18 protein-coding genes are annotated in these 19,605 nt (G+C 61.9%); 8 read left to right on the top strand and 10 right to left on the bottom strand.

Annotation, left to right across the window (positions count from 1 at the left end; all coding sequences use genetic code 11):
• The first annotated feature begins 9 nt into the window (after positions 1–9).
• From ABQX22_RS01340 to ABQX22_RS01360, 5 genes are all read left to right on the top strand, one after another.
• On the top strand, positions 10–387 hold the full coding sequence (locus ABQX22_RS01340) for a hypothetical protein (protein ID WP_349795710.1): 378 nt from the start codon (positions 10–12) through the stop codon (positions 385–387).
• Between the two features lie 181 nt (positions 388–568).
• On the top strand, positions 569–3,061 hold the full coding sequence (gene plsB, locus ABQX22_RS01345; protein ID WP_349795712.1) for a glycerol-3-phosphate 1-O-acyltransferase PlsB: 2,493 nt from the start codon (positions 569–571) through the stop codon (positions 3,059–3,061).
• Between the two features lie 63 nt (positions 3,062–3,124).
• Complete coding sequence (locus tag ABQX22_RS01350) at positions 3,125–3,523, top strand: YbaY family lipoprotein (RefSeq protein ID WP_349795714.1); 399 nt, start codon at positions 3,125–3,127, stop codon at positions 3,521–3,523.
• Between the two features lie 121 nt (positions 3,524–3,644).
• Positions 3,645–4,325: a COG3650 family protein gene (locus ABQX22_RS01355; RefSeq protein ID WP_349795716.1), complete on the top strand. Its 681-nt coding sequence runs from the start codon at positions 3,645–3,647 to the stop codon at positions 4,323–4,325.
• A gap of 297 nt (positions 4,326–4,622) precedes the next feature.
• Positions 4,623–6,236 (top strand): NAD(P)/FAD-dependent oxidoreductase, encoded by a 1,614-nt coding sequence (locus ABQX22_RS01360; protein WP_349795718.1) that lies wholly within the window; start codon positions 4,623–4,625, stop codon positions 6,234–6,236.
• Positions 6,237–6,320: 84 nt separating this feature from the next.
• On the opposite strand, the gene ABQX22_RS01365 is transcribed toward ABQX22_RS01360, so the two are convergent.
• From ABQX22_RS01365 to dinG, 6 genes are all read right to left on the bottom strand, one after another.
• Positions 6,321–6,785 carry a glycine zipper 2TM domain-containing protein gene (locus ABQX22_RS01365; protein WP_349795720.1) on the bottom strand — a complete coding sequence of 155 codons (465 nt, stop codon included), beginning with the start codon at positions 6,783–6,785 and terminating at the stop codon, positions 6,321–6,323.
• A 175-nt stretch (positions 6,786–6,960) separates the two neighbouring features.
• The gene (gene pdxH / locus ABQX22_RS01370) at positions 6,961–7,608 is read right to left on the bottom strand and encodes a pyridoxamine 5'-phosphate oxidase (RefSeq protein WP_349795722.1); all 648 of its coding nucleotides are present in this window, start codon (positions 7,606–7,608) and stop codon (positions 6,961–6,963) included.
• Between the two features lie 47 nt (positions 7,609–7,655).
• Positions 7,656–8,747, bottom strand: coding sequence for an OmpA family protein (locus ABQX22_RS01375; RefSeq protein WP_349795724.1), 1,092 nt, complete (start codon positions 8,745–8,747; stop codon positions 7,656–7,658).
• A 153-nt stretch (positions 8,748–8,900) separates the two neighbouring features.
• On the bottom strand, positions 8,901–10,049 hold the full coding sequence (locus ABQX22_RS01380) for a serine hydrolase domain-containing protein (RefSeq protein ID WP_349795726.1): 1,149 nt from the start codon (positions 10,047–10,049) through the stop codon (positions 8,901–8,903).
• Positions 10,050–10,230: 181 nt separating this feature from the next.
• Positions 10,231–12,483, bottom strand: a complete 2,253-nt coding sequence (locus ABQX22_RS01385; protein ID WP_349795728.1) for a beta-agarase — start codon at positions 12,481–12,483, stop codon at positions 10,231–10,233.
• A 204-nt stretch (positions 12,484–12,687) separates the two neighbouring features.
• Positions 12,688–14,832, bottom strand: coding sequence for an ATP-dependent DNA helicase DinG (gene dinG, locus ABQX22_RS01390; protein ID WP_349795730.1), 2,145 nt, complete (start codon positions 14,830–14,832; stop codon positions 12,688–12,690).
• 150 nt (positions 14,833–14,982) lie between these two features.
• On the opposite strand from dinG, the gene ABQX22_RS01395 reads away from it, so the two are divergent.
• Positions 14,983–15,447: a CopD family protein gene (locus ABQX22_RS01395; RefSeq protein ID WP_349795732.1), complete on the top strand. Its 465-nt coding sequence runs from the start codon at positions 14,983–14,985 to the stop codon at positions 15,445–15,447.
• A 119-nt stretch (positions 15,448–15,566) separates the two neighbouring features.
• Here the strand turns inward: ABQX22_RS01395 and ABQX22_RS01400 are convergent, their stop codons facing one another.
• The 3 genes from ABQX22_RS01400 to ABQX22_RS01410 all read right to left on the bottom strand — a co-directional run bounded on the left by ABQX22_RS01400 (position 15,567) and on the right by ABQX22_RS01410 (position 17,516).
• Complete coding sequence (locus ABQX22_RS01400) at positions 15,567–16,340, bottom strand: hypothetical protein (RefSeq protein ID WP_349795734.1); 774 nt, start codon at positions 16,338–16,340, stop codon at positions 15,567–15,569.
• A complete protein-coding gene (locus ABQX22_RS01405) occupies positions 16,333–16,608 on the bottom strand; it encodes a DUF1145 domain-containing protein (protein ID WP_349795736.1) in 276 nt (91 codons plus the stop codon). The genes ABQX22_RS01400 and ABQX22_RS01405 overlap by 8 nt, the downstream gene beginning before the upstream one ends.
• A 206-nt stretch (positions 16,609–16,814) precedes the next feature.
• Positions 16,815–17,516, bottom strand: coding sequence for an OmpA family protein (locus ABQX22_RS01410; protein WP_349795738.1), 702 nt, complete (start codon positions 17,514–17,516; stop codon positions 16,815–16,817).
• A gap of 328 nt (positions 17,517–17,844) precedes the next feature.
• Between ABQX22_RS01410 and ABQX22_RS01415 the strand changes: the two genes are divergently transcribed.
• Positions 17,845–18,342: a DUF6231 family protein gene (locus tag ABQX22_RS01415; protein ID WP_349795740.1), complete on the top strand. Its 498-nt coding sequence runs from the start codon at positions 17,845–17,847 to the stop codon at positions 18,340–18,342.
• 10 nt (positions 18,343–18,352) lie between these two features.
• A complete protein-coding gene (locus tag ABQX22_RS01420) occupies positions 18,353–18,826 on the top strand; it encodes a YchJ family protein (protein ID WP_349795742.1) in 474 nt (157 codons plus the stop codon).
• A gap of 104 nt (positions 18,827–18,930) precedes the next feature.
• Here ABQX22_RS01420 and ABQX22_RS01425 read toward each other — a convergent pair whose 3' ends face one another.
• Positions 18,931–19,539, bottom strand: a complete 609-nt coding sequence (locus ABQX22_RS01425) for a hypothetical protein (RefSeq protein ID WP_349795744.1) — start codon at positions 19,537–19,539, stop codon at positions 18,931–18,933.
• Positions 19,540–19,605 lie beyond the last annotated feature (66 nt).

The raw sequence follows: 19,605 nt of genomic DNA on the forward strand, positions 1-19,605 counted from the left end.
GAGGCATCCATGCGCCAACCCGATATCGAGATTTACCTGAAAGACAGCGACGTTGACCACAAGGCCATTACCGCCTGGCTGACGTCGGCCATCGGCCCGTGCAGCGACTGGGCGCAACAGGGCCAGACCTGGAAGTGCAGCGCGGCCGGCGTCCCGGTGACGTGGTTTCCAAAAGCCGTAGGCAAATGGAACAGCCTGCTGCTGGAGAGCGATCAAACCCCGTGGGAAGACGACATCGCCTGCGCCCGCGCCGCCTTTGCCGCCCTCAACGTGGAAGTGCGCTGCGCCCCCGGGACCTGGGTCGAAGAGGAAGCCGACGAAGCGGCGGATCGCTGGATGCGCATCAGCGCGGATGGTGAAGAAGAGATCACCTGGCGCACGGCGTAGGTCGCCCTCCTATAGCCCACTGTTGGAGCGAGGCTTGCCCGCGAAGGCTTTGTGTCAGTCGACTCATCGTTGTCTGATACACCGCCTTCGCGGGCAAGCCTCGCTCCAACATGTGCACTGTGCGGATAGATACGGCAAACTGGCGCCCTCGCGGGCCTCGCCCCTTTTTTGCAGATTCCGTATGACCCGTTCCCCGTTCCGCCGTCTTGTGTTCGGCACCGTGCGTCGATTGCTGTACCTGTGGATCCGTTCGGAGACGATCAATCAATCGTCCTTTACCCTCAACCTGGACCGCAGCCGGCCGGTGTTCTACAGCCTGCAAAATCCTTCCCTCAGCGATCTGGCGGTGCTCGACACCGAATGCCGCAAGGCCGGTCTGCCCAGGCCTGTGCTGTCGGTAGCGGTGGGTAATCTGACCGAGCCTGCCGCTTTCTTTCACCTGACCCCGGCACCTGACTGGCTCGGCCGTCAGGACAAACGCGGCGCGCCGCCGACCCTGGAGCGGCTGGTGGGTGCGGTGACACAGAACGCCGCCGAGGACGCGCAAATCATCCCGGTCAGCGTGTTCTGGGGCCAGTCGCCGGATAAAGAGGACAGTCCCTGGAAACTGCTGTTTGCCGACAGTTGGGCGGTCACCGGGCGGCTGCGAAAACTCATCACGATTCTGATTCTGGGCCGCAAGACCCGCGTGCAGTTTTCCGCGCCGATTCATTTGCGCGAACTGGTTGACCAGAACAAAGGCTACGAACGCACGGTGCGCATGGCGCAACGCTTGCTGCGGGTGCATTTCCGCAACCTGAAAACCGCGGTCATCGGGCCGGACCTGTCCCACCGGCGCAATCTGGTGAAGGGCCTGCTGGCCGACCCTCTGGTCAAGCAAGCGATCCTCGAGGAAGCCGAGCGCGAGAAGATTCCCGAAGCCAAGGCGCGGGAAAAAGCCCTGCATTACGGCAACGAAATTGCCTCGGACTACACCTACACGGCGATCCGCTTTCTGGAAGTGGTGCTGAGCTGGTTCTGGAACAAGATTTACGACGGCATCAAGGTCAGTCATATCGAGGGCGTGCAGAACGTTGCGCAAGGGCATGAGGTGATTTACGTCCCCTGTCACCGCAGCCACATCGATTACCTGCTGCTGTCTTATCTGCTGTTTCGCAACGGCCTGACCCCGCCTCACGTGGCGGCGGGCATCAACCTGAACATGCCGGTGATCGGCAGTCTGTTACGACGCGGTGGCGCGTTTTTCATGCGCCGCACGTTCAAGGGCAACCCGCTGTACACCGCAGTGTTCAACGAATACCTGCACACCCTGTTCACCAAGGGCTTCCCGGTGGAGTACTTCGTCGAAGGCGGCCGCTCGCGCACGGGGCGCATGCTCCAGCCGAAAACCGGCATGCTGGCCATCACGCTGCGCAGCTTCCTGCGCAACGCGCGGATGCCGATCGTCTTCGTCCCGGTGTACATCGGCTACGAGCGCGTCCTTGAAGGCCGTACCTACCTGGGTGAGCTGCGCGGCGCGGCGAAGAAGAAAGAATCGATCTTCGATATTTTCAAAGTCATCGGTGCGCTCAAGCAGAAGTTCGGGCAGGTGTCGGTCAACTTCGGCGAGCCCATCAAACTGGCGCAATTTCTCGACGATGAGCAACCCGATTGGCGCACGCAGTCACTGGGCCCGCAGTTCAAGCCGGCGTGGCTGCACGAGACCACCTACCGCCTGGGTGAGCGCGTGGCCCAGGGTCTGAACGAAGCGGCGGCCATTAACCCGGTCAATCTGGTGGCGCTGGCGTTGCTCTCGACGCAACGCCACGCCCTGGACGATCAAGCCCTGGCGCGGGTGCTGGACCTGTACCTCACGCTGCTGCGACGTGTGCCCTACTCGCCGCACACCACGCTGCCCGAAGGTGATGGCCGCGCCCTGATCGAACACGTGAAGAGCATGAGCCTGCTGGCCGAGCAGAAAGACGCCTTGGGCCAGATTCTGTATCTGGACGAGCCCAACGCCGTTCTGATGACCTACTACCGCAACAACGTGCTGCACATCTTCGCCCTGCCCTCGCTGCTGGCCAGCTTCTTTCAGAGCTCGTCGCGCATGAGTCGCGAGCAGGTCCTGCGTTACACCCGCGCACTGTACCCGTACTTGCAGTCGGAGCTGTTCATTCGCTGGTCGATGGACGAACTGGACGCGGTCGTCGATCAGTGGCTGGAGGCGTTCGTCGAACAAGGGCTGCTGCGCCTGGAAACCGACGTTTACCTGCGTCCCGCGCCAAGCTCACGCCACTTTGTGTTGTTGACCCTGTTGTCCCGGGCCATCGCGCAAACGTTGCAGCGCTTCTACATGGCCATTTCGCTGCTGCTCAACAGCGGCCGCAACACCCTGACCGCCGAAGAGCTGGAAGACCTGTGTACGGTCATGGCCCAGCGCCTGTCGATTCTGCACGGCCTCAACGCCCCGGAGTTTTTCGACAAAAGCCTGTTCCGTCACTTCATTCAGTCGCTGCTGGACCAGGGCGTATTGCGCAAGGACGCGGCCGGCCGGCTCGGCTACCACGCCTTGCTGGGCGAACTGGCCGAAGGTGCGGCCAAACGCGTGCTGCCCGCGGAGATTCGTCTGTCGATCCGGCAAGTCGCTCTGCACCGCAATGACGAAACCTCCGAGACGCCGCCGGTTCTCTGAGCTGGCTAAAGTAATAAAAGGGCGCTCGCCTGTCGCGAGCGCCTGACGATAAGGATTTCCTGCATGAAACCGATTTTGATGACCCTGATGGCCACCCTGTTGACCGCCTGTGCTCACGCCCCGGCACCTGTCAGCGGCAAACTGGACGGCGAGGTGTTCTACCTGCAACGCATTGCCCTGCCACCCACTGCAACGCTGACGGTCACGTTGCAGGACGTGTCGGTCGCGGATGCCCCGGCCCAGACCCTGGCCAGGCAGAGCGGACCGATTCAGGGACAGGTGCCGTTGCCGTTTCACCTGACCTATGACCAGAAGCAGATTCAGGACGGCCACACCTATGCCGTCAACGCGCGCATTGAACTGGACGGCAAGTTGCTGATGATCAGTACCGAACGCTACAGCGTGGACCTGAGCCTGGATGAAAAGCCGCCGGTGCGCATTCGCTTGAATCCGGCGCGCTAGGCGCGTCGCTCCGTTCCTCCAGGGGCTTCAAACGGGACGGACTTATCACGCGGGCCAATCGCCCCTTGTGATGCGTGAACAGGCTGAGTAACGTGGCGGCACTTGTCTGGAGACCCGCCCCATGTTCGCTGCTCGTTCTGTTGTGATGTTTGCCCTGCTGCCACTCTTCGCCGGATGCCAGATGCTGGCGCCATCGTCTGATGAAGCCAAGGTGTCCACGGCGGGGATGATCCGCATGCAGGGCGAATTGACCGGCCAGAACGGCAAGCTGATGTTCCAGCCCTGCGACGAACATCGTCTGTACGTGGTGCAGGACAAAGGCAATACCGGCATTCTTCAGGAAGCTGCGTCCGTGGTGGACAAGAGCGGCAAAGCGTTCGCCGACGTGCGCGGCAACTTCGTCGCCAGCAAGGCCGCGGGCGCTGAGGGTGAGCTGAGCCTGTATCAGTTTTACCGTGTCGAGCGCCCGAGCGACGCCTGCATGGACCCCAACTTCAAGCGCCTGACCATTCACGCCAGCGGCAACGGCCCCAAGTGGAACCTTAACGCCAGCGGCAAGGGCATGGTGCTTGAGCGCGAAGGCAAAGAGCCGTTCGCCGTGCCGTACATGGAAGAGCAGTTGCCGGACGGTCGCTTCAATCTGGTGACCGATGCCAATGACCAGCACGTCGAACTGTGGGTCGCACCGCAACGCTGCGTCGACCCGGTCAACGGTTCGGTCCAGCACCTCACCGCGCAATTGCGGGTCAATGGCCAGGTGCAGAAGGGCTGCGCCTATTACGGCGGTGCCCGTAACGATTGAGCCCCACCACCTCTGTAGGAGCGCGCTTGCCCGCGAAATGAACAACCCTTGTTGGAGCGAGGCTTGCCCGCGAAATGAACAACCCTTGTTGGAGCGAGGCTTGCCCGCGAAGCTGTTTTAGCATTAAACAGGTATTGCGCCGACACCCCTTCGCGGGCAAGCCTCGCTCCAACAGATCTCGGCGCTTATCAGATCGATTCACCCCACTCCTGCGCTGGCCAACCGATTCGGCTTATAATCGCCGGTTCTTGTAGCGCTGCCGGGCAGAACCTGCGGCCCCGGAACCTGGACTTTTCAATGTTACGAATCACCGAACTCAAACTTCCCCTGGAACATGCGGACGAAGCGCTGCGCCCCGCGCTCCTGCAACGCCTGGGGATCGATAGCGATGAACTGATCCACTTCACGCTGTTCAAGCGCAGCTACGACGCGCGCAAGAAATCCTCCGAACTGCAATTCATCTACACCGTTGACGTAGAAGTCCGTGACGAAGCCACGGTGCTGGCGCGCCTGCCCAATGACCGCCACGTTACCCCTGCGCCGGATGTCAGCTACAAGATCGTCGGCCATGCGCCTGCCGACCTCACTGAACGCCCGATCGTGGTCGGCTTCGGCCCCTGCGGTATTTTCGCCGGCCTGCTGTTGGCGCAGATGGGCTTCAAGCCGATCATCCTCGAACGCGGCACCGAAGTGCGCCAGCGCACCAAAGACACCTGGGGCCTGTGGCGCAAGAACGTGCTGAAGCCCGAATCCAACGTGCAGTTCGGCGAAGGCGGTGCAGGCACCTTTTCCGACGGCAAGCTCTACAGCCAGATCAAGGACCCGAAATTCCACGGCCGCAAAGTGCTGCACGAGTTCGTCAAAGCGGGCGCGCCGGATGAAATCCTCTACGTCAGCAAACCGCACATCGGCACCTTCCGCCTGACTGGCGTGGTGGAAAACATGCGTCAGCAAATCATCGCCCTGGGCGGTGAGGTGCGTTTCCAGCAGCGTGTAACGGATGTCCTCATCGAAGACGGTCAACTGCACGGCGTGGTGCTGGAGGGCGGCGAACGCCTCGAGTCGCGTCATGTGATTCTCGCCCTCGGCCACAGCGCACGGGACACGTTCCGCATGCTTCACGGCCGTGGCGTGTATATGGAGGCCAAGCCGTTCTCGGTGGGTTTCCGCATTGAACACCCGCAGGGCCTGATCGACCGGGCCCGGCTGGGCAAGTACGCCGGTCACCCGAAGCTGGGTGCGGCCGATTACAAACTGGTGCACCACGCCAAGAATGGCCGTTCGGTCTACAGCTTCTGCATGTGCCCGGGCGGCACCGTGGTGGCCGCCACCTCCGAACCTCATCGCGTCGTCACCAACGGCATGAGCCAGTATTCGCGTAACGAGCGCAACGCCAATTCGGGCATCGTGGTCGGCATCACGCCGGACGAGGACTACCCAGGCAGCCCGCTGGCCGGGATCGAACTGCAGGAACGCCTGGAATCGCTGGCCTACGTGCTGGGTGGTAGCAACTACGAAGCGCCAGCGCAGTTGGTAGGGGATTTCATCAACGGCAAGGCGTCCAGTGAACTGGGCAGCGTCGAACCGTCCTACAAGCCGGGCGTGAAGCTGGTGGACCTGGCCGACGCCCTGCCCGCCTTCGCCATCGAGGCGATCCGCGAAGCACTGCCGGCGTTCGACAAGCAGATCAAAGGCTTCGCCCAGCATGATGCCGTACTGACCGGGATCGAAACCCGCACCTCGTCCCCGCTGCGCATTACCCGTGGCGACGACATGCAAAGCCTGAACGTCAAAGGCCTGTTTCCGGCCGGCGAAGGCGCAGGTTACGCGGGCGGGATTTTGTCAGCAGGCGTGGACGGCATTCGGATTGCCGAGGCGCTGGCGAAGAGTATGTTGGGTATCGCGATTTAAGATCGCCCATAAAAAACGCCCCGAACAGTCGGGGCGTTTTTGTGTAACAACACTTTACATCAGCACTGGAAGACCCGATCAGACTCAGCGAGTGACGCGACTGGTGCCGTTGACGCTCATGATGCGAACACGGTCGCCGACCCGGAAAATCTCGTTTTCCTGAACCTGCTGAACGTAGGCGCGCATGGTGCCGTCGTCTTCACGCACGGTGATTTCCACGCCCTGGGTGCGGGTCAGACCTTCTTCGGTCATCGAACCCAACAGACCACCCGCCACCGCACCGATCACTGCCGTCACGATGCTGCCGCGACCGCCACCGATCGCGCTGCCGCCTACACCACCGACGATTGCACCGGCGCCAGCGCCGATCGGGGTCTTGGTGCCTTCGATCTTCACCGGACGCAATGACTCGACAGTACCCAAACGAACGGTCTGAACTGTCCGGGCTTCATCACGGGAGTAGGAATCGCCGGTCAGACTTGAAGTACAGCCGCCCAGTGTCAGCGCCATGGCGGTGAACGACGCAACCAACAGAACAGACTTACGCATAACAATATCTCCAGAGGAACAGGCGGCCATTAAACTCCGCGACGCCAACCGATGTCACGGCCCTGTACCGATAATTTACGTTCATTCAGGCGTGATACAGACACGCCGGCGTCTACCGATTTGGACGATTGTGCACTGATTTGATTCAACGAGAAATCGAGCCGGCGGTGGACTGTCAAGGTGCCAGGCGTTCGAGCAACCACTGGTCCTGCACCAACCGGTAATTCAATCGGTCGTGAAGACGACTCGGGCGCCCTTGCCAGAATTCGATGCGGTCGGGGACAAGGCGATAGCCGCCCCAATGCTCCGGACATGCGGGCTGGGTATCACTGAAACGTTGCTCTGTCGCGGCGAGCAGGGTTTCCAGCTCGGCCCGATCCGCGATCACCCGGCTTTGTGGCGAAGCCCAGGCACCCAGTCGGCTGCCCAGCGGACGGACCCGATAGTAGGCGTCGGATTCTTGCGCGGAGACTTTGGCAACCCGTCCTTCGATACGCACCTGGCGCTCAAGCGTCGGCCAGAAAAACGTCATGGCCGCGAACGGACGCGCAGCCAGTTGCTGGCCCTTGGCGCTGTCGTAGTTGGTGAAGAAGGTGAAGCCCTGGGCGTCGAGCCCCTTGAGCAACAGCACGCGACTGTGCGGCCGTCCGTCGGCATCGACCGTGGCCAGGGTCATGGCGTTGGCCTCCACCGGCGCCTGCTCCGTTTTCACCGCCTCATCGAACCAGCGGTGAAACAGTGCAAACGGCTCATCCGTCGCCTGGGCTTCGGTCAAACCGTCGCGGGCGTAGTTGCGGCGCATGTCGGCCAGACGCTCACTCATCACGTGCTTCCTTAATCGGCATCCGTTGTCGGGATGCCGATGTTACGTCAGTTCGCGTTGGCCTGAGTATCGGTCTTCTTCTTGACGGCGGCTTTGGCGGGCGCCGCTTTGGCCGGTGTGGTCTTCTTGACGGCCGCTTTCTTCACCGGCGCCTTGGCCGCCGTGGTTTTCTTCGCGGGGGCAGCGGCCTTTTTGACCGGCGCGGCTTTTGTTGCCGGGGTCGGTGCAACAACCGGCGCGGCCACGACAGGCTTGGGGTTCTGGACCGCGACCATAATCGGCGCGGGCGCCGGCATGTTGTACTTGGCCAGCAGCGCAACCATGGTGTCCTGCGGGGTCATGATCATTTCGACGCGGCGGTTCAATTCACGGCCCGGCGCGCTGTCGCTGGCGGCGCGGGGTTGAAGATCGCCCATGCCACGCAGGTTGAGGCGGTTACGCTGCAGACCGCTGAGGCGGAAAATCGCCGCAATCGACTGCGCACGTTCGGTACTGATTTTCAGCGGCGCGTCACCGGCCACATCGGAGTGGCCCAGGACCAGTACAGCGGTCTTCGGATCGCTTTCGAGCAGTTTCGCCAGCTTGGTGATCGGGCCCAGGTTGGTGGGCAGGAGCATGGCAGGACGGTCCGGGTTGAACGTGCTGTCCACCGGCGCGGTAATCACCAGAACGTCTTCGCGGCGTTCGAGCTCGAATTTGCTGCCCTGAATGGCGTCACGCATGCGCGGCTCGTTCTGATCGAGCCAGGCCTGCGTCACCTTCGGATCGATCTTCGGCACGACGGGGGCCGCGTCTTTCTTCTCTTCGAACGGCCACCACCACTTGTTGCCGTCGCTTGCGCTGGCAACCGCAGGCGCTGATTTGGCTGCAGGCTGGGTCGCGGCCAGTTCCGGCTTGGTTTCAGTGGTGCCGTGGTCAGAACCGAACGGCCAGTACCAGTGCGTGCCGGCTTCGGAATCAGCCTTCTTCACTTCGGCAACGGCGGGTTTGACTTCGGGCTTGTTAGGTGTGGAGTCGGCGGTTTTGCCGGCACCGAACGACCACCACGGCGCGGTATCTGCCGACTGATTCTGGGGCGTCTGGGCGCAACCGGTTACGGCAAGACAAAGGGCGAGAGCAACGCTTTTATTGGTAGACATGTATGACCCGGAAAAATAATTGATCAGAAAATGAACGAAGCAGCGCCCATATAACACGCAAAAACGATCAGGTGGAAAAGGAAACTGCCCTACGGCGCGCATATCGGCCATTTAACTGACAGTCGGTTGTAAACAAGCACTTATCAGCGATACCTACTGCAAACACTCACCAAGGACGCGCGCCAGTTTTTGCGCACGCAGGTCCATCAGTACGTAGGGGCCGAGGGTGTTGGTGACGAAGCCGAAGGCGACATCACGCTCAGGGTCGGCGAACCCCGTCGAGCCGCCCGCTCCCGGGTGACCGAAGGCTTTGCCGCCGAGGCCGTAGGTCGCGTTAGGCACGGTAGGTTGATCGAGCATGCAGCCCAGGCCGAAGCGCGTCTGGGTCAGCAAGGTTTTGTCCTGGCCGACACTGTGCTCGCGGGTCAGCTCATTGAGCAGTTCCGCTTCCAGCAGGTGGCCATCGAGCAATGCGCTGTAGAAGCCAGCCAGACTGCGGGCATTGCCGTGGCCATTGGCGGCGGGCTGTTCCATGCGGCGCCATTCCGGCTTGTTGGTGCTGGTCATGACCGAGGGCGGGTTGGTAAAGGCGCGCGCGGTCATGGACGAGGGCTCACGCATCGTCGTCTGCACCAGGCGCTGCGCGGCTTCGTCGCCGGTATTGCCTTTGCCACGGGCGATGTGGGCAACGCGGTAGAACTCTTCGTCCGCCAGCCCAACATGGAAATCCAGCCCCAGCGGACGGGAGATACGCGCGGCAATGGATTCGCCTGGCCCACGACCGTCAGCGCGGCGAATCATTTCGCCCACCAGCCAGCCGTAGGTCAGCGCGGCATAGCCGTGCCCCTCACCCGGCGTCCACCAGGGTTGTTCGGCGGCCAGCGCGGCGATCATGGCCTGCCAGTCGTAAAGCGCCTGGGCGGGCAGCATCTCGCGAAGGGCGGGCAACCCCGCCTGATGGCAAAGCAGTTGACGCAAGGTGATACGGCCTTTGTCGGCGGCGGCGAACTCTGGCCAGATATCCGCGACCGGCTTGTCCAGGTGCAGCTTGCCCTCATCCACCAGTTGCAGGGCGGCGACGGCGGTGAAGGGTTTGGTGCAGGAGAACAGGTTGGCGATTGTGTCCGTGTGCCAGGCTTCGGCGCCGTCCTTGTCGGCCGTGCCCGCCCACACATCAACCACGCTCTGCCCGCCAATCTGAATGCAAAGCGCGGCGCCACGCTCTTGAGGATCGTCGAACAGCGACGCGAAGGCCTCGCGCACTGCCTCGAATTGAAGCTCGAAATGACCCTGAATCTGCACGTGCCGCTCCCGATCGCCGCTGCCTGAAAATGGCGTGCATTGTTCCAGCGATTGGATGCTTTGGGAACCTGCAACACCCATGTAGGAGCGCGCTTGCCCGCGATTGCTTTGTGTCAGCCGATGAATCTGTCATTGATCCACCGCAATCGCGGGCAAGCGCGCTCCTACAGGGTTACGGTTTTTATTTCGGCGCGGCCTTGCCCAACACCTCCGCCACCTGGTTATTGCTCTTGCGCACCGCCTCGACAAACCCTTGATAGGGCACGTCGGTGATGCCCACCAACCCCAAGTGACCGTTTTCCCCGTCGAGCCTGCGCCCGGACACCGGCTGGTCCAGGTACTGGAACCAATGCACGCCGACAATCGATGGCTCAGCCAGGGCGTTTTTCAGGAAATTGGCGTACGCAGGGCCGCGGTCCTCCTCTTTGGCGACTTCCATGACCCCACCCCAGAACGGCCCGCGATCACGGGAGCCGAAGTGAAACTCAGTGACCATCACCGGCTTGTCCAGCACCCGCAGCTTGGCGAAGTCGAATCCATCCTGAGGCTTTGGCGTGTAAAAGTTGAAACTCAGCACGTCGCAATACCGGGCGCAGGCCTCCACCGCTTCAGGCGTGGTGATGCCAAACCGGCCGCCCAGCAAGAGATGGTTGGGCGCGTGCCATTTCAACGAGTCCGAAATGGTCTTGAAATAGGTCTCGGCGAACACCCGCTGGAAATATTTGAAATCGTTTTCGATCTCCGGGTGCTCAGCGCTGGGCAGCGGCGGCTCGAACCCCGGATCTTCCATCAACTCCCACGCTGGTAGATCAATGCCCCAGGCTTTCGACAGCCCTTCCTGATTGCGGTATTTGTCGCGCAGCTGTTTGAGAAACGCCCGCTTGGCCGGAACGTCGGTGGTCTGCTTGAGCGTGCTGTACGCCAGGGCGTATCGGGCTTTCGGGCCCTCACCCGGCGAGGCCCAGGCCAGTTCGTTGTCGGCGAAATAGCCGATCAGATACGGATCGTCGCGATGGTCGCGGGCGGCAATCGCCACCGCGCGTTCAGTGGCCATGGCAAAACGCGGATCGAACGGATCGGGCATGCCGCCCCACCAGTCCTGACCGGTGCTGATGCTGACGTAATCACCAACGATGGACAGCGGCAGCGTGTAGGGCATGCGGTCCTTGAGGCCCAGGCCCGGGTCGCTCCAGTTGCCAATAGTGTTGAAACCCCAGGCTTGCAGGCGATTGAGGGTGTGGTCGACCCAGCGCGCGGCGTCGACGCTGGCCGGTTTGCACGCGGTGGCCGGTGCCGTCGCGGCCGGTTCTTCTGTCTTGACGGCCTCTGCACAGGTGGGCACGCCATAGGTGCGTTGCAGATTCACCCCATAAAAATCAAACCAGCGGCCCTGATCAAACTGACGGTTGCGGTTCGCGCCGGTGTCGCGGTTGTCGTCGCTCTGCCCGTAGAACGCGGTCAACGGCTCGTCACCCTGCGGCAGGCTGGCAAACATGACCTCACGGCCCTGAATGTAGGTCTGGCTGTCGCTGGCGGTCACGGCATTGACCCCCAGCGAATAGAACGGATGCCCCTCGGGGGTCACCAGATACCAGCGGTCGTCGCGTTTTTCGGTGCGGAAAAAGCCCTTGGCTTCAAAGCTCGGACCCTTGAGCACGCCACCGAATTTATCGTGGGCGGGACGCTCTGCCAGCCAGGTCTTGAGCTGCTGTGACTCCTTGCTGGCCGAAGCCTTGAGCTGATCGTCGCTGGTGATCTTTTCCGGCCATTTGCCTCGGCTGTACTGCCCATAGGCGTCCACCAGATTGCCGTAGACCGCCTTTTGCAAGGCGTCACCTTCCTGCACCCCAAAGCGCTCGATCAACACGCTCTGCGCCACATTGGGCTGGGACATCGAGACCGTCACTGACGCTACCTGGCTCAGGTTCAGCTCGCCTTCGCTGTCGGCCAGCAGCACCCGCTGGCCCTCGAACGTCCACGGCATCGGCGGCCCGGCCCGCATGCCCTGGCTCATCGGCGAGCTGGCGCGCAACGGCACGAACAATGTCTGAGCTGGGCCGGCCGGCAAGTCGATGCGACTGTTGAGGGTCTTGCCGTCCGTGCTCTGAATCTGCACATACAGCGTCAGCGCCCAGTCCATTGCGCTCTGGAGGCGCAAGGTCATGGTGCTGTCGGCTGACCAGTCCCAGACCCCGGCCTGAGGCGTCAAACGCACGCTGGGTTTGGCCACCGGATTGAACGTGACGCGGCGCAACACTTCGCCTTCGGGCGTTTGCTCGGCGTTGGATTGCGGCAGGCTGGCGTCCTGGGTCGTGACCTGAACAACGTCGGCGGGCCGCACGAAATTGAACAGCGTCTGCTGGCCGTCGGGTGCGGCAACGGCGGGTCCGGCGCAGAGAATAGCGAGGACAGCAGGCAATGAACGGCGAATCATGTGATCGGGTGCTCCTGATGTGGTCTTGATGCCACGGCTAAGTATGTTGGAGCGAGGCTTGCCCGCGAACGCGTTGTAACCGGCAACTGTTTAATCGTCTGGAAAACAATTCGCGCGCAAGCCTCGCTCCAACAAACCGTGTCCTTGCAACGAAGGGGTAGATCGACGTGAGACACGGCCCTGTACGATTAATCCCGACGCCTATCAGGATATTTCGCGGCGGAACGGGGGAAGCGCATTGAGGATCGCCTTGCCATAACGCTGGGTGACGACACGTCGGTCCAGCAGCGTGATGGTGCCGCGATCGGCTTCGGTGCGCAGCAGACGGCCGCAGGCCTGAATCAGGCGCAACGACGCATCCGGCACGGCGATTTCCATGAACGGGTTGCCGCCCCGGGCTTCGATCCATTCGGCCAGCGCGGCTTCGACCGGATCATCCGGCACGGCAAACGGAATCTTGGCGATCACCACGTGCTCGCAGTAGGCGCCGGGCAAGTCGACGCCTTCGGCAAAGCTCGCCAGACCGAAGAGCACGCTGGCATCCCCGCCGTCGACCCGCGCCTTGTGCTTGTTCAGGGTTTCCTGTTTGGACAGGTTGCCCTGAATGAACACGCGCTTGCGCCAGTCCCGTTCCAGCCCGTCGAACACGTCCTGCATCTGCTTGCGCGAGGAGAACAACACCAGCGTGCCTTTGGAGCCTTCCACCAGATCCGGCAGGTCACGAATGATCGCGGCGGTGTGCTCGGCGGCGTTGCGCGGATCGGCCTTGAGGTCGGGCACCCGCAACACACCGGCATCGGCGTGATGGAAGGGGCTGGGCACCACGGCAGTCACCGCGCCCTTGGGCAGCCCGGCGCGCATGCGGAAGCGGTCGAACTTGCCCAGGGCGGTGAGCGTGGCCGACGTCACCAGCGCGCCATAGGCCACGTTCCACAGATTGCGACGCAGCATTTCGGCGGCCAGGATCGGGCTGGCGTTGACCTCGATGTCGAACAGCGAACCGCTGTCCGCCAGGGTCAGCCAACGGGCCATCGGCGGGCTGTTTTCCGGGTCTTCGGCGGTGAAGGCCGTCCACAACTCCCAACTGCCATGGGCGCGGGCCAGCAGACTGCCAAACAGCGGGTACCACTCCTCCGCCTGATGGCTGGCGATGCCGATGTTGACCTCGCCGTCCATGCCGTCCTTGAGCAGTTCGGTCAGCCGGGTGAACAGGTCATCCAGCCGGGCGAAACCTTTCTTCAGTTCGATGCCCATTTCGCGCATGTGCTCAGGCACCACGCCCCCGACGAAACGATGACGAGGGCGCTCGCGGCCCTCCATGTCTTCGCCGGCCTTGAAGTCGGCCAGTTGCTCGCAGGCGGTGAACATGAACTGCTGTTGGGTCTTGATCTCCCGCGCCAGCTCCGGCACCTGCTCGATCAGCTTGCCCAGATCGCCCGGCAACGGGTGCTGGGCGAGCAGCTTGGTGAGGTTCTTGGCGGTGGTTTCCAGCCAGTCGGCGGTGGAGCGCAGACGCGAATAATGGGCGAAGTGGCCGATGGCTTTGTCCGGCAGATGGTGACCTTCGTCGAACACGTAAAGCGTGTCCCGGGGGTCGGGCAACACCGCGCCGCCACCCAAAGCAAGATCGGCCAGCACCATGTCGTGGTTCGTCACGATCACGTCGACTTTTCCCATGCCCTCACGCGCTTTATAGAAGGCGCATTGTTGAAAGTTCGGACAATGGCGGTTCGTGCACTGGCTGTGATCGGTGGTCAGGCGCGCCCAGTCCTGATCGGCCAGCTCCTGGGGCCAGCTGTCGCGGTCGCCGTCCCATTTGTTGCCGGCCAGCTTCTCGATCATCGTGGTGAAGAGCTTCTGACTGGCCTCATCGACTTCGATCTTGAAGCCTTCTTCTTCGAAAAGCTGCGCCGTGGCGCTCTGGGCGTCGCCTTCCTGCAGCAGTACATCCAGCTTGGACAGGCACATGTAGCGGCCACGCCCCTTGGCCAGCGAGAACGTGAAGTTCAGGCCGCTGTTGCGCATGAGGTCGGGGAGGTCTTTGTAGACGATTTGTTCTTGCAGCGCGACGGTGGCCGTGGCGATCACCAGACGCTTGCCCGCCGCCTTGGCCGTGGGAATCGCCGCGATGGCGTACGCCACCGTCTTGCCGGTGCCGGTGCCCGCTTCCACTGCCACCACCGCCGGGTCGCCCGAACGACGGCCTTCCTCGTCGGTGTCGATGTCGCCCAATACCTTGGCGACTTCGGCGATCATCAGACGCTGGCCGTACCGCGGTTTCAGGCTTTTGGCTTCAAGGAAACGTGAGTAGGCGCCTTGAATCTGGGATTTGAGTTCGGTGCTGATCATCGGGCTACGGTCTTCGCTCGGGCGCTTAAACAGGTGCTGACAGGCGTCATGCGGTACATCACGCTGCAAAACTGCTGGATATATCGTCAGTAGTTCCAGCGGGCGGCTATCATACCGCGCTTAATCCTTGCGCGCAGAACGGAGTTCCGCATGTCACCGACCGCCCTCGTCTACACCCTCCATCTGCTGGCAGCAATCCTCTGGGTCGGGGGCATGTTTTTCGCGTGGATGATCCTGCGACCGGCGGTCATCGCTGCCCTTGAAGGGCCGATCCGCCTGAAATTGTGGCTGCAGGTGTTCGCGCGGTTCTTTGTGTGGGTGTGGATGGCGGTGGTCATGCTGCCGGTCACGGGTATCGGCATGATCCAGATGACGTTCTCCGGGTTTGAAACCGCGCCGCGCTACGTGCAGATAATGATCGGGCTGTACATCGTGATGGTGGCGCTGTTCATCAAAATTCAGTCGGTGCAATTGCCTGAACTGCGCAAGGCGGTTGAAGCACAGCAGTGGCCGGAGGGCGTGGCAGCGCTGGGCAAGATTCGGCGGCTGGTGGGTGCGAACCTGCTGGTGGGGATTGCGGTGGTGTGCATCGCGGCGGCCCGCCCGATGTTTTGAGGCCGCTGACCTTTACCCTGTAGGAGCGCGCTTGCCTGCGAAAAGCGTTGTGCCAGACGACATTTCTGGCACAGGCATACCGCAATCGCGGGCAAGCGCGCTCCTACACGTGTTTGCTGTCAGAGCTGCTTCAAATATACCGCACCGGCCGGGCCTTTCGCGCCGTCCTGGCCTTTTTCGCCGGTCTTGCCCGCTTTGGCGCCGTCGGCGCGATAGACGATGCAACCCTTCGATGAACCGCCTCTGCCGCCCTTCCCGCCTGCGCCACCCAACCCGCCGGCACCGCCTGCGACATTGACCTTCACACGGTCCTCCGGAAAGTCACGCGGCAGTTCCAGACGGACTAATCCCCCTGCCGCGCCTTCATGACCGCTGCTGCCATCGTCGCCATCGGTACCGCGACTGGCCGCGCCAAAGGTACACCCCGGATCTTCGCCATTACCGCCATCGAGCCCGGCAAACCCTGGCACCCCGGAGCCGCCCCGTGCGTCGACGGACAACACCTCGGCGCTGAGTTGCTCAATGCGCAGCGTCAGATTGCGCCCCGGAAGCGGCGCTTTGCTGAACGTACCCGGTGCGCCGCGCGCGGTGATCTGGCTACCGGTGCCGAGCTCGCCCTGCTTGATCTGGAAATTGAACGGCTGCTGGCTGGGCACGATGGCGATGCGCGCTTCGTGGCCCAGCACCAACTGGTCAACCGTCACCTGGGTCAGCCCGGCGGGGATCAGCAACGTGCCGTAATCGGCCACTTCCAGACGGTCAAGCTGCAGCACGCTGGTGCTGTTGGGCAAACGCATCAGGGAATGGGCCTGGACCGAAATCGTCTGCGCCATCGCCCAGGAACTGCCCAACGCCGAGACCAGCGCGGCCGTCACCAGCCATCCATTACGCATGTTGAACCTCCGCAGGACGACGACCGAAAGATTGCAGATGAAAAATACCGAACAGCAGAATCAGCACCCGGTCACGCCAGGGTTGCGCACGGCCGCGCAGGCTGCCGTTGAACAGAAACAATTCAAGCACATGCGTCAGCGCCAGCAGGCTGCCCGCCAGGCTGACCAACACATCGAAAGGGTTAGGCAGCATCACGACCTGATTGATCAGCACCACCGCCCAGAACCCCAGCGTCAACATCTTTCCCAAACCCCAAAACACCCTCATGTCACGCCCCTGCTGTTTTGTTCTTCAAACCCGTTTTTGAACATGGAACGAGATTTCCCGGCGCACAGTACGGCGACGGCCACGACTATGCCAGAAGCCCATGAAAATAGTTGCGCGAGCGCGGTCAGCAAGCAAACGACCGCGTAAAAAACCCCGGCACCAGGCCAGGGTTTTCTAAAGGTTTGTTGCCTGGCAACGTGCCGTGATCAACGGTTGATCTTGATCTCTACACGACGGTTGAGCGCGCGCCCTTCAGCCGTTTTGTTGTCTGCAACCGGACGGGCTTCACCGTCGCCTTCCACCGACACGAACGCACTGCGCGCGATACCGGCACTGATCAGATAGTCAGTCACGGAATTGGCACGTTTTTCCGAGAGCTTCTGGTTGTAAGCATCGCCGCCCACGCTGTCGGTGTGTCCGCTGACATGCAATTGCACGTTCGCAGCTTCGGTCTTCAGGCGGGTGGCGACCATGTCCAGCTGCACCTTGTCGGCGGAGGTCAGGACAGCCTTGTTGAACTCGAAATGCACATCACGGATGGTGATGACTTCTTCTTTGGGTTGAACCGCAGTTTCTACAACAGGTGCAGGTGCGGCCGGTACGATCGGGCAACCGGTCGCATCGACGCGCGTGCCTTTGGGCGTATCGGGGCACTTGTCGACGCTGTTCAACACACCGTCGCCGTCATCATCGCCATCGCCGTGAACCCAGCAATACGCGCCGGCCATGACGCCGGTCGCCGCACCCAGCCCCCCTGCCACAGACGCGCTCTGAAACGCGCCGAGCGCCGCGCCGCTCAACGCACCGCCCGCCGCACACAGAGGCCAGTCGGTCTTTTGCAGGCCCGCACAGCCCGTCAATACACTTGTAACCAAAATCAGAGGTAATGCTGTCCGAATCATGCTCATACAGTTCTTCTCCTTTGGTATCGGCTAAAACCGACTGGGGTGGAGTAAAGACGGGGCGATGGCAGTTTTCCACTTCAGCGCGTCTGCGCCCGGTAATACAGGGTGAAATCTGGCTCGAAACGCTCTTTGAAGAGCATGAACGGCAGGTACGGGCACTGATTGCGATGCCACTGCGTACCGGGTAACCCTGAGATGGACACTGTTCTCTTTTTACATAGCCAATTGCCTGCACTCCGTACGTTTGGTCATGGCGGCACGGGAAAAAGTTCAAGCACTAGGCCATCTGGGTTGAGCAAGCTAGTCTTGGGGGCTTAATTGAGGGATTTAGATGACCGATAGCTACTCAACCCGCACGCCGCAGCAGGCGCTGGCCGCCTTGCTGGATCTGCATGCGCCCAAGCGTCTGTTGCTGATCGGTGCCCAGATGTTCCCGGCGTTGCAGGCGTTTCAAGAGGCCCACCCGGACACCGAGCTGTCACTGGCTGCGCCCGGACCTCTTCCCCCGGCGCTGGCTGCGCAACGCTTCGATCTGGCGTTGGTGGTCGACTGCCTGGAGCACATTTCCAAGCGTCAGGGTCTGGAGCTGCTGGGCGGGATTCGCAACCTCAACGCCAGCCGCATCGCGGTGCTGGCCGATCTTCACGCCGCTCAGTGGCAGACCACCGATTTTTATTCACTGGCGCTGCAACTGAGCGAACGCTTCAAGCGCGACGATCAAGTCCTGACCCTGTTCACCTACGATCTGCGCGAATACAAACAGGTCCCGGATTGGCTGAATGCCCGCTTTTGGGCGAATCCGGAAAACTTCGGCAAATACTGGTGGTGAGAAAAGCCTCATGAGCAGTTCATCCTGTCCCTGCGGCAGCGGCAATCTGTTGGACGCCTGCTGCGGGCATTACCACGCCGGCCAGCCCGCGCCCTGCGCCGAAGCACTGATGCGCTCGCGCTACAGCGCTTATGTGCTGGGGTTGATCGATTATCTGGTGGCGACCACATTACCTGCGCAAGCCCCCGGCCTTGATCGGGCGGCGATCAGTCAATGGAGCGCGCAAAGCACCTGGCTGGGGCTTGAAGTGGAGGCCGCCGAAGTACTCGGCGGCAGACCCGAGCACGCGTTTGTGACCTTCACCGCCCGCTGGCACGACGACGCCGGCGAGCACAGCCATCGCGAGCGCTCAGCGTTTGTGCAGCATCAGGACCGCTGGTACTTCATCGACCCGACGGTGCCGTTCAAAGCCGGCCGCAATGACGCCTGCCCCTGCGCAAGCTCGCAAAAATTCAAGAAATGCTGCGCGGCGTACGTCGGCTGAACATGATCCATTTAGGAGCTGCCGAGCTAAAGCGAGGCTGCGATGCGGTGTGTCAGGCAGAACGCAATCGCAGCCTTCGGCAGCTCCTAAAGGGAAACGTGGCTTCAGTTCTTGGACAGGCTCAAGTGCGAGGTATCAGGCACTGGCCCTGCGGCCGGGCGCTTCAATGATTCGATGTCGCTGCCAGTAGGTGCAAGGCTCAGCCCGGACAGATCAAGTTGAGGCGCTGCTGCAGTGGCCTTGGGCTCCTGTACGTCGCTGCCCAGTTCGGCGATGGAGAAATCCGGCGCCTCGACTTCCACAAACGCGGCCATGTACACATCCCGCGGCTCGACTTTAGTGTTGCGAGCGGTATTCCCATTGCTGGGACGGTCGGCCAGTGACGCCGCTTTGCGCGTCCAGGTAGGCTCGTCAGGTGGCGGCGCGAGTTCGACCTCCTCCACCTCGACCCCGGTGTTAGCGTGCGCTTCAACCGCTTGTTCCGCCGGCATCTGCACCACCTCAGCGAACGCGCCGGCGCGTTCCAGGGTGGAGCGGTATTTCTCGGCACCGGCCTGATCCAGGTTGTTCTTGAGCACCAGACGCCGCCCTGAAAACAGCAGCGCCACGCGCTGAGCGTCCGCCTGGAACAATTTGCCCAGGTTGGCCTGAACCTTCTCTGCCTGAGCCCCGGGTACCAATTGGCCTGAAAATACAATTTCGTATAACTTCACGGGTCAATACTCCTTCGACGCATCTCTCTCAGACAGCATGACGAGACTGCGAGTTGCCCTCAATCG

This window comes from Xanthomonas sp. WHRI 1810A (assembly GCF_040202885.1).
Lineage (GTDB): Bacteria > Pseudomonadota > Gammaproteobacteria > Pseudomonadales > Pseudomonadaceae > Aquipseudomonas.

What these genes read in the sequence shown, in the direction of transcription:
- ABQX22_RS01340 (WP_349795710.1), top strand. Translation starts at nt 10, where the DNA reads ATGCGCCAACCCGATATCGAGATTTACCTGAAAGACAGCGACGTTGAC.
- plsB (WP_349795712.1), top strand. Translation starts at nt 569, where the DNA reads ATGACCCGTTCCCCGTTCCGCCGTCTTGTGTTCGGCACCGTGCGTCGA.
- ABQX22_RS01350 (WP_349795714.1), top strand. Translation starts at nt 3,125, where the DNA reads ATGAAACCGATTTTGATGACCCTGATGGCCACCCTGTTGACCGCCTGT.
- ABQX22_RS01355 (WP_349795716.1), top strand. Translation starts at nt 3,645, where the DNA reads ATGTTCGCTGCTCGTTCTGTTGTGATGTTTGCCCTGCTGCCACTCTTC.
- ABQX22_RS01360 (WP_349795718.1), top strand. Translation starts at nt 4,623, where the DNA reads ATGTTACGAATCACCGAACTCAAACTTCCCCTGGAACATGCGGACGAA.
- ABQX22_RS01365 (WP_349795720.1), bottom strand. Translation starts at nt 6,785, where the DNA reads ATGCGTAAGTCTGTTCTGTTGGTTGCGTCGTTCACCGCCATGGCGCTG.
- pdxH (WP_349795722.1), bottom strand. Translation starts at nt 7,608, where the DNA reads ATGAGTGAGCGTCTGGCCGACATGCGCCGCAACTACGCCCGCGACGGT.
- ABQX22_RS01375 (WP_349795724.1), bottom strand. Translation starts at nt 8,747, where the DNA reads ATGTCTACCAATAAAAGCGTTGCTCTCGCCCTTTGTCTTGCCGTAACC.
- ABQX22_RS01385 (WP_349795728.1), bottom strand. Translation starts at nt 12,483, where the DNA reads ATGATTCGCCGTTCATTGCCTGCTGTCCTCGCTATTCTCTGCGCCGGA.
- dinG (WP_349795730.1), bottom strand. Translation starts at nt 14,832, where the DNA reads ATGATCAGCACCGAACTCAAATCCCAGATTCAAGGCGCCTACTCACGT.
- ABQX22_RS01395 (WP_349795732.1), top strand. Translation starts at nt 14,983, where the DNA reads ATGTCACCGACCGCCCTCGTCTACACCCTCCATCTGCTGGCAGCAATC.
- ABQX22_RS01400 (WP_349795734.1), bottom strand. Translation starts at nt 16,340, where the DNA reads ATGCGTAATGGATGGCTGGTGACGGCCGCGCTGGTCTCGGCGTTGGGC.
- ABQX22_RS01405 (WP_349795736.1), bottom strand. Translation starts at nt 16,608, where the DNA reads ATGAGGGTGTTTTGGGGTTTGGGAAAGATGTTGACGCTGGGGTTCTGG.
- ABQX22_RS01410 (WP_349795738.1), bottom strand. Translation starts at nt 17,516, where the DNA reads ATGAGCATGATTCGGACAGCATTACCTCTGATTTTGGTTACAAGTGTA.
- ABQX22_RS01415 (WP_349795740.1), top strand. Translation starts at nt 17,845, where the DNA reads ATGACCGATAGCTACTCAACCCGCACGCCGCAGCAGGCGCTGGCCGCC.
- ABQX22_RS01420 (WP_349795742.1), top strand. Translation starts at nt 18,353, where the DNA reads ATGAGCAGTTCATCCTGTCCCTGCGGCAGCGGCAATCTGTTGGACGCC.